Origin of the sequence: uncultured Brachyspira sp., assembly GCF_944390595.1 — a bacterium.
GTDB lineage: Bacteria > Spirochaetota > Brachyspiria > Brachyspirales > Brachyspiraceae > Brachyspira.
Map to the genome: position 1 here is coordinate 1 of NZ_CALXRN010000127.1, position 7,614 is coordinate 7,614.

Genomic DNA, 7,614 nt, shown 5'->3' on the forward strand with positions numbered 1-7,614 from the left:
GCTTTTTCTTTATTTCCTATTTTTATATAAATATCTGCTATTTCTTTTAAATATTCTTTTTTGTTTCTCTTATCTTTTTTTATAAGTTCTCTGCATTTTTTTATGGCTTTTTCATAATATAAATTTCTATTTTCTATATCATTAAGTTCATCATATAAAGAAGCAATCTTTTTTAATGTATCAAGTTTAGTGCTGTCATTTGTATATGTATCATATAAGAATAGTTCATCATCATCTATTTTTAAATATTCTTTATATGCTTCTATAGCATTATTGTATTTTCCAAGCCTTTCATAACATTCTGCTAATTCTTCATGATATTTGCATGGTTTATTTAAAATTTCTATAGCTTTATTATAATAATTAATAGCTTCTTCATAGTTTTCTAATTTTTTATAAATTTCAGCAACATTAATATAATAGTCTGAATTTTCACTGTCAATTTCTATAGCTTTATTGTAATAATTAACAACTTCTTCATAATTTTCTGCCTCTTCATAATTACGGGCAATATCAATATAACAATTCAATGCATTATCAGGATGCATTTTTATAATAATTTTATATGTATCTATTGCCTTTTTATAATTTTTTGCTTTTATATATGTTTCAGCTATATTTTTATAATTTTCTATAGATATTTGATTATATAATTCTATAGCTTTATCATATTCTCCATATCTTGTATAAAAGTCTGCGAGCTCTTCACGGCATGCATTTGACAGATGATAATACCAACTATCATCTATAATATCATTATATGCCTGAACTATATCATTATAAGTTTCGCTTCCTTTAAAATCATTATCATCAAAAGGTATAATCATAAATGGTGCTGATATATCCTTTTCTATACTGTTTTCAAGGCGTATATAGCATCATCATTTTTACCGAGTTTTTTATACAAATCATACAATGATTTTAATGCATTTAAACAATCATAAAAATAATCATCTAACTCGCTTCTTACATCTATATCTAATGCCTTTTCATAACTTTCCAAAGCTTCATCATACTGTCCGTTTTTTTCATAGCTTAAGCCTAAATAATGCCAATAATCAGACGCTTTATAAAAATCATTAAAACAATCTATTGAATCTTTTATAGCTTTTTTAAAATTTTCTATAGCCTCTTGGCTTTTTCCTAAATATAAATTTATTTTCCCTAATCTATAATAATAATATTCTTTATGGTTACGAATTGTCTCTGTATAATTTATTTCAGCCGCTTTTTTATGAAACTCTATAGCTTTATCATAATCTTTTATAACAAAGAAATATGCTGTTCCAAGTAAATACAAATATTCAGAATCTTTATTATTTAATTAGATAGCATTTTCTAATAATTCAATAATTTCTTTCTGTATTTTTTTATTATTATCATAATCTCCGTCATAATAATATGATGCTGCTAAATAGTATAATACTTTATCTTTTTTATAATTAAGATTTAAAAGTTTTTTTAATGTTATTCTTAATTTTTTATATTCATTATTAAAATATGAATCATCATACTGCACCAGAGCTAATAAAAATAATAATTCTTTATTATTAGGATCTTTTTTTAAATGCTTCTTTAATATTTCTTGAGCTTCTTTATAGTAAAGTACATCATCATATTCAAGTTCTTCATTATTTATTTTTTTATTTATTAATTCTTTTATTTCTTCTATTGTGTAATTTTTTTTATTATCAGGCATTTTATTCTCCTATTTTTTATAAAAAATTAATTAGCTAATAAAGCCTAGTATGATAAAAATATATTAGGCTTTTATTTTTGAATAATATTATCAAAATATATTATAAATATTTCCTAGATGATAATGTGAATATACATGCTGTTTCTACTTCTTTCCCTAATTCTATATCATTTATTCTTTTTTCTATTAATTTAATAGTTCTTTCTTTTTCGTCTTTAATATCTGAGCTTTTATATGTATATATTTCCAATACTCTTTTATATGTTTCTAAAGCTTCATTTTTATTTTCTAACTTTATATATAACTCTGCAATAGAACTCAAATAAAATATGTCTGATAAATCATTTTTGTCAGTTATTAGACTTTTATATATTTTTATAATCTCTTCATAAATTGGAATACTTTCACCTGGCTTTGAAACTTTTTGATATAATAATGCCAAATATGATAAATCTTTCATATAACAATCTTTATATTTCTCAATCGTATCTAATGCATTTTCATTTTTTAAATCCTCTATTTTTTTAATACATAATTCTATTGATTTATTATACTTTTCTAATGCATTTTCTTTATCATCAAATTTTAAATGTAAGTCCCCTAAATATTTTAAAAATTGATAATAATCTTTATCTTCATCTATATTTTTTTCATAGAACTCTATTATAAAATTATATGTTTCTGCTGATTTTTCTTTATCATCAAATTTTAAATATAAATCCCTTAAATATTTTAGAAATTGATAGTAATCTTTATCTTCATCTGTATTTTTTTCATAGTACTCTATCATAGAATTATATATTTCTATTGCTTTTTGCCTATCTCCTAGTTTTACATAATTATCAATTATTTTTTTATAATAAATACTAATATTATCAAAAGAAATTAAATGCCTATTTTTTATAGTTTCTATTGCTTTTTGCTTATCTTCTAATTTTATATAACTATTCATTAATTCTTCATACAATTTATCTGCTTTCTTAATACTATATTTTTCAATAAGCTCTATATGTTTATTATAAAATTTAATAGCCTCATTATATTTTTCTAACTTTTCATAGGCATAAGCAATCTCTTCAAAATAGTATATAGGAGTACCAATTTCTAAAGCCTCATTATAATAATTAACAACTTCTTCATAATTTTCTGCCTCTTCATAAGTATGAGCAATATCAATATAATAATTTAATTTATTATCTGGATACATTTTTATAAGCATTTTATATATCTCTATTGCCTTATCATAATTTTTATATTCTCTATATGTTTCAGCCATATTTTTATAATTTTCTATAGATATTTGATTATATAATTCTATAGATTTATCATATTCTCCATATCTTTTATATAAGTATGCTAACATTTCACAGCATGCATCTTATTTATATAAGTCTGATGAATCATCACTGAATACAACAAATGTATATTTTAAATTATGATGACATTTTATTATATTAGTATATGTCTGAACTATATCATTATAAGTTTCGCTTCCTTTAAAAATATTATATTCAGAGGATATAAGCATTAAAGGAGATGAAACATCTTTTTCTATATTTTTTTCTAACATTTCTATAGCTTTAGCATTTTTACCGAGTTTTTTATATAAATCATATAATGATTTTATTGTATAAAGTTTTTTATAAAAATAATCATCTAGCTCACTTCTTACATTTATGTTTAATGCTTTTTTATAATTTTTTAAAGCTTCATCATACTGTCCATTTTTTTCATAGCTTAATCCTAAGTAATGCCAATAATTATCATTTTCATCAAAATAATCTCTTAAATCCTTTATAGCTTTTTTAAAATTTTCTATAGCATCTTTACTGTTCCCTAAATATAAATTTATTTGCCCCAATGTATAATAATAATATTTTTTGTTGTTATTAATTGTTTCTGTATAATTTATTTCAGCTGCTTTTTTATGATAGTATAGAGCTTTATTATAATCTTTTTTTATATTAAAATGTATATTTCCTAATAAATACCAGTACTCAGAATCTTTATTATTTAATTTAACAGCATTTTCTAATAATTGAATAATTTTTTCATAATCATTGTAATAGCAATCCCTATAATATAATGATGCTAAATAGTATAAAACTTTATCTTTTTTATAATTAAGATTTAAAAGTTTTTTAAATGTTGTTATTACTTTTTTATATTCATCATTATTAATATATAAATAATCATACTGCACTAAGCCTAATAAAAATAATAATTCTATATTATTAGAATCTTTTTTTAAATACTCCTCTAATATTTCTTGAGATTTTTCATGGTAATCTGCATCCTTTTCTTCAAGTTCTTCATTATTTATTCTTTTATTTATTATGGCTTCAATTTCTTCTATTGTGTAATTTTTTTTATTATCTTGCATTTTATTCCCCTTAAAAACATTTCTAAACTATTAATATTATAAATAATTTATATGACAAAAACTGTCGTAAAATCATGCAAAAGAAAAGAGGCTTAGAAATATTAATTCTAAGCCTCTTAATCAATCACAATTATAATATAAAACTTACCACCATTTTTTACTTAAATCTCGTTTCTTTTTATATTCTGGTAAGACTAATTCTTCAGTATTATTTTCAGGTTGTACATATTCAGTATCGCTTCTTAAATACTCTGCTATATTGTTATATCCATTATCAGCAGCTAAATCAGCAGCAGTATAACCATCAACGTTTTTCAATGTTTTATCAGCATTGCATTTTTCTACTAAAGCCATAACAGAATCCATATTTCCATAAGAAGCAGCATAATGAAGCGGCGTATCTTTATCAGAATCTGTTATATTAACATCAGCACTGCCTTGTTGAACTAAAACTACTAAAGCATCAACATTATCTTCCAAAGCAGCATAATGTATAGGATATACGCCTTCATTGTTAGCAATGTTAACACTTGATTTATCAGCAGAAATTATATTTTCTATGACATCAGAAGAAGCATACATTGCCGCATAATGTAAAGCTGTATTTCCATCAGAATTCTTTATTTTGCTGTCAGCATTATATTTGAAAAGCACTTCAATTGTACTAGGTTTATTTTTCATAGCAGCCCAATGCAAAGGAGTGTCGCCTCCGTTATTATCAAGCTCATTAACTAAAGTTTTATCTTTTTCCAATAATAATATTACAGCATCATCATTTCCATTAGCAGCAGCAACATGTATAGGCATAGCTCCGTCTACATCATCTCTAGCCTTAATATTACATCCAGCATTAATAAGTGTATAAACTATATCAGCATTTCCTATATATGAAGCAACAATTAAAGGAGTAGCTCCGCCAAGATACCAATTATCCATAGTAGCCTCATAAGGAAGTTTTACCTCTTTATCTATATCTTTATAAGAAAGCAAAGTCTCAACGGAATCAAGGCTATTATTAATAATTGCCAAATGTAAAGGAGAATAACCATTTTCATCAGCAAAGTTAGGATCAATTCCTTCTTTAATTAAGTTATTCAATGCTATTATATCATTATTTTTTACAGCAACTAAAAGCTCAAGCTGTTTCACATTCAATTCTGTATTATTAGTCTGATTTTCTTGTTTTTTTGCATAAGTGTCGCCGCCTTCCAACACTGATTTATCAGGTACATCCTCTTCAGTTTTTTCTTCTAATTCTTTTTCTGCAGAAGCCTGCTCATTATTATCCTCATTATTACTATCCGCATTATTGTTATCAGCTAAAACAGTTTCCTCTTCTAAGTTCTCTTTTTCAGTATCTTCTCTTTTTATATTATCATTTCCAGCCAAATAATTTTTAACATCATCGCGTCTTGCATAATCCATAGGATTGCTTCCGTCTTTTGCTTTACTTTCTTTATTTGCTCCCAAATCAACAAGAGTTTGAACAGTGTCTACTGAAGAAAATGCAGCTGCATAATGCAAAGGAGTCCATCCGTCAGCATCCTTAGCTTCTATATCTGCCCCATTTTCCATAAGCAGCTGAATAGTATCTTTCTTATCTTTCATAGCAGCCCAATGCAATGGAGTATTATCTCTATTATCTACAACATTTACTAATTCAGGATCTCTAGCTAATAAAATTTTTATTACATCATTTCTTCCATTAGCAGCAGCAAGGTGTATAGCCATAGCTCCATCAACAGCAGCTCTGGCTCTTATATTAGCCTTATTATTTAGTAATAAAGTAACTATATCAGCATCACCCATAAAAGCCGCCAATATCATAGGAGTAGAACCGCCTAAAAACCAATTATCTATGCTGACTTTCATATCTAATTTGGAATCTACACTTATATTTTTTACTTTTAAAAGCTCATTTATCGTATTTATATCTCTATTATAAACTGCTTTATGTAAAGGAGTATATCCTTCATCATCTAATACATTAATATCTATATCATTAGAACTAGATAAAATATTTGATACATCGCCGGCATTTTTAGCATTAATAGCCTGAAATAAACTTGCTTCACCTGCAGTTAATGCAAATATAGAATAACTAAAAGTTAAAAATACCGCTAAAAATTTAATATGTCTCACCTTTGGTACTCCAATATAAGAAAATAATAATTTTTATAAGTATATTAGATAATAAATAAATATCAAGTACATCAAAAAAATTTAATTTTCATATAAAATAAAATTTTATTCTTAATTCCCGCCCTTTTATATTTTTTATTAAAAAACCAGATATTTAACTTTATTATATTTGCTGATTTATTAGAAATTTTAACACCCGCCCAAGTTTTATTTAAATTTATAGTAATCTTACCGCACGCAGAATAAAACTAACAATATGAGCTTCATTATTAATTCAAATTAAATTTATTATCAAAATGCATTTACCGTGCGTTAATTAAATGCTAAATCTAATTAAAATTTGGGCGGGTGTGCTTTTATAATTTAAGTTTTTAATATAAATAAAATTTTCAATTAAAACTTAGACTTTAAATTTTAAAGGGCAGGTTAAAATAATATTAAATGGAATAAAATTGCAAAATAAGTTAAAGAATATATAATAAATAAAAATGATTAGGAAACATAATAATGAAACACAAACCTCAAACAAAAGATGAATTGATGGATTTGATAGAAAAAAAGATAAAATTTAATAAAATAGATACAAGCCTAATAACAGATATGTCAGGATTATTTAAAGATTCTATGCTAAGAAATTTCAGCGGTATTGAAACTTGGGACACTTCAAATGTTAAAGATATGAGTTTTATGTTTTTCAGTGCTAAAAGCTTTAATCATGATATATCTAATTGGAATGTATCCAAAGTTAAGAATATGAGTAATATGTTCTGCCTTGCGGAGAAATTTAATCAGCCTTTGAATACTTGGGACGTTTCTAAAGTTACTAATATGTCAAGTATGTTTTGTAATGCTGTTAATTTCAATAGTAATATTAATAATTGGAATGTATCTAAAGTCATTAATATGGAATATATGTTTTGCGGTTGTAAACTTTTTAATCAGCCATTAAATAATTGGGACACTTCTAATGTTGAAAATATGAGCTGTATGTTTTTTGAAACAGAAAATTTCAATTTTCCATTGAATAGTTGGAATGTAGGTAATGTTATTAAAATGTATAGTATGTTTTTTGAAGCTGAAAATTTTAATCAGCCTCTTAATAATTGGGATGTTTCAAAAGTTACTGATATGTCAGGTATGTTTTATAAAGCTGTAAATTTCAATCAAACTTTAAATAATTGGGACGTTTCTAATGTTGAAAATAAGCAGAGTATGTTTGCAGGGGCTTATAATTTTAATCAGCCTCTTAATAATTGGAATGTAAGTAAAACAGAAAAAATGATTGGTATGTTTGAGGGAGCTAAAAGTTTTAATCAGGATATCAATAATTGGAATGTTTCAAACGTAAAAAATATGAGTAGTATGTTTTGCGGTGCTGAAAGTTTTAATC

The 7,614-nt window shown here is 24.7% G+C and carries 7 protein-coding genes; 1 reads left to right on the forward strand and 6 read right to left on the reverse strand.

The genetic code is table 11. The annotated features are described in order from the left end of the window. The 6 genes from Q0J90_RS07260 to Q0J90_RS07285 all read right to left on the reverse strand — a co-directional run. On the reverse strand, positions 1-827 hold an 827-nt coding region (locus Q0J90_RS07260; RefSeq protein WP_297277270.1), incomplete at its 3' end, for a lipopolysaccharide assembly protein LapB. Between the two features lie 23 nt (positions 828-850). Continuing rightward, positions 851-1,300 (reverse strand): tetratricopeptide repeat protein, encoded by a 450-nt coding sequence (locus tag Q0J90_RS07265; protein WP_297277271.1) that lies wholly within the window; start codon positions 1,298-1,300, stop codon positions 851-853. A 24-nt stretch (positions 1,301-1,324) separates the two neighbouring features. Beyond that, entirely contained in the window at positions 1,325-1,699 is a 375-nt protein-coding gene (locus Q0J90_RS07270) for a hypothetical protein (RefSeq protein ID WP_297277272.1), read from the reverse strand. Between the two features lie 100 nt (positions 1,700-1,799). Beyond that, positions 1,800-3,062 carry a tetratricopeptide repeat protein gene (locus Q0J90_RS07275; protein ID WP_297277273.1) on the reverse strand — a complete coding sequence of 421 codons (1,263 nt, stop codon included), beginning with the start codon at positions 3,060-3,062 and terminating at the stop codon, positions 1,800-1,802. A gap of 15 nt (positions 3,063-3,077) precedes the next feature. Next, on the reverse strand, positions 3,078-4,082 hold the full coding sequence (locus Q0J90_RS07280) for a tetratricopeptide repeat protein (RefSeq protein ID WP_297277274.1): 1,005 nt from the start codon (positions 4,080-4,082) through the stop codon (positions 3,078-3,080). Between the two features lie 144 nt (positions 4,083-4,226). Beyond that, complete coding sequence (locus Q0J90_RS07285) at positions 4,227-6,224, reverse strand: ankyrin repeat domain-containing protein (RefSeq protein WP_297277275.1); 1,998 nt, start codon at positions 6,222-6,224, stop codon at positions 4,227-4,229. 507 nt (positions 6,225-6,731) lie between these two features. Between Q0J90_RS07285 and Q0J90_RS07290 the strand changes: the two genes are divergently transcribed. Then, the coding region (locus tag Q0J90_RS07290; protein WP_297277276.1) for a BspA family leucine-rich repeat surface protein at positions 6,732-7,614 on the forward strand (883 nt) is incomplete at its 3' end.